The sequence below is a fragment of the Dapis purpurea BLCC-M126 genome, assembly GCF_050015975.1.
Classification (GTDB): Bacteria; Cyanobacteriota; Cyanobacteriia; order Cyanobacteriales; family Microcoleaceae; genus Trichodesmium.
On record NZ_JBNHER010000224.1, the window covers coordinates 1 to 1,242 of the forward strand.

3 protein-coding genes are annotated in these 1,242 nt (G+C 32.0%); 2 read left to right on the forward strand and 1 reads right to left on the reverse strand.

All coding sequences use genetic code 11. The annotated features are described in order from the left end of the window. Positions 1 to 83: 83 nt before the first annotated feature. Both ACP6PL_RS20045 and ACP6PL_RS20050 read left to right on the forward strand, forming a co-directional pair. Entirely contained in the window at positions 84 to 377 is a 294-nt protein-coding gene (locus ACP6PL_RS20045) for a hypothetical protein (RefSeq protein WP_426547039.1), read from the forward strand. A gap of 87 nt (positions 378 to 464) precedes the next feature. Further along, complete coding sequence (locus tag ACP6PL_RS20050; RefSeq protein WP_426547040.1) at positions 465 to 1,001, forward strand: hypothetical protein; 537 nt, start codon at positions 465 to 467, stop codon at positions 999 to 1,001. A gap of 60 nt (positions 1,002 to 1,061) precedes the next feature. Here the strand turns inward: ACP6PL_RS20050 and ACP6PL_RS20055 are convergent. Continuing rightward, positions 1,062 to 1,242, reverse strand: a 181-nt coding sequence (locus ACP6PL_RS20055; RefSeq protein ID WP_426547041.1) for a hypothetical protein, incomplete at its 5' end; no start/stop codon positions are given.

The window sequence follows — 1,242 nt, forward strand, 5'->3', positions numbered from 1 at the left end:
GTTAATTAGCGATCGCCTACCTAGTTGTACCTCACTAGCTTGGGAAATGCTATATTAAAAATGGTTTAAATTCTCTATATTCTGTGTTGCCTAAAAAGTTCAGTTTAACGGATAATTCTCAATCCCTAAAACTGGAAAAATTAGCAATTATTATTGTATCGAGTAGAGATAGCGATGCAAAAAGTAAAAGAGATCGGACAAATTCTCAGGATAGAAAAGTAACTTTAATAGGAGAGGTTGTAAGTGTTGAAAGATTGAAAGATGGAAGTGTAAAAATTCAACCACTAAGAACTTTTGATAAAAATTATTCCCTCAGAGAGATGTATAGAAAACCACCGATTTTAATTGAGACTGTAAATGACCTTTGTGATGAGTGATATCAAGACTTTTTATATGTTGCTAAAGCTACTTATACAAGTACCTTACATATTACTCAGAAAGAAGAAGATGAGGAACTATATTTTATGTCGCCTACTATTATTAAGGCAATGAAGCAAGGTCAAAAAAATGCTAAAATTTACCCGGTATTTTATGATAAATATTATGTGCATCGTCTCAAAGGTATTAAGACTAATTCTTTATATATTCAAGACACTAGACAATTAACTAATATTGCTGAAGATAGTAGTCAAGAAGCGGTTGTATTTTTCAATTTGTTTAATGGTATTTCAGTAGGAGAACGAATTTATCATGGGGTGATTTCTTATTCGACTTTATTAGGAAAATTTTATCCTGGAGTTATGGATGATGATGATATTCGAGAAGCTTTAATTAGAGATTCTCGCCTTAAAAATAACATCTTACAATATCTGACATTTTTCCACTTTTCACGATTTGAGAGACAAAGTAAAGTTAGTTTAAAATTAGATCCCTACCAAAATATTATTGGTGATGAAGGGGTGGGTGCTTTATCTATATTTCCTCACTTTACAGAAAAGATAAATTTTAATGGATTAGCATTTTTGACCGAGGTTAGTAAAATTGTAGATATAAATTTTTAAAAGGAGAAAAGAACGAGGTTTTGCCGATTCGCTCTTTGGTCCAGACTGAGCATCCTACTATTAGATAAATTTTGAGAAATTAGGATTTTTGAGGGAGGTGAGCAAAATGGTAGAGCGAGATTTTTCCAAGGAGAAAAGAACGTGGTTTTGCCGATTCAATCTTTGTTCGAGACTGAGCATCCTACTATTAGATAAATTTTGAGAAATTAGGATTTTTGAGGAAGGTGAGCAAAATGGTAGA

Coding starts and splice junctions, on each gene's coding strand:
- ACP6PL_RS20050 (WP_426547040.1), top strand. CDS start 465: ATGTCGCCTACTATTATTAAGGCAATGAAGCAAGGTCAAAAAAATGCT.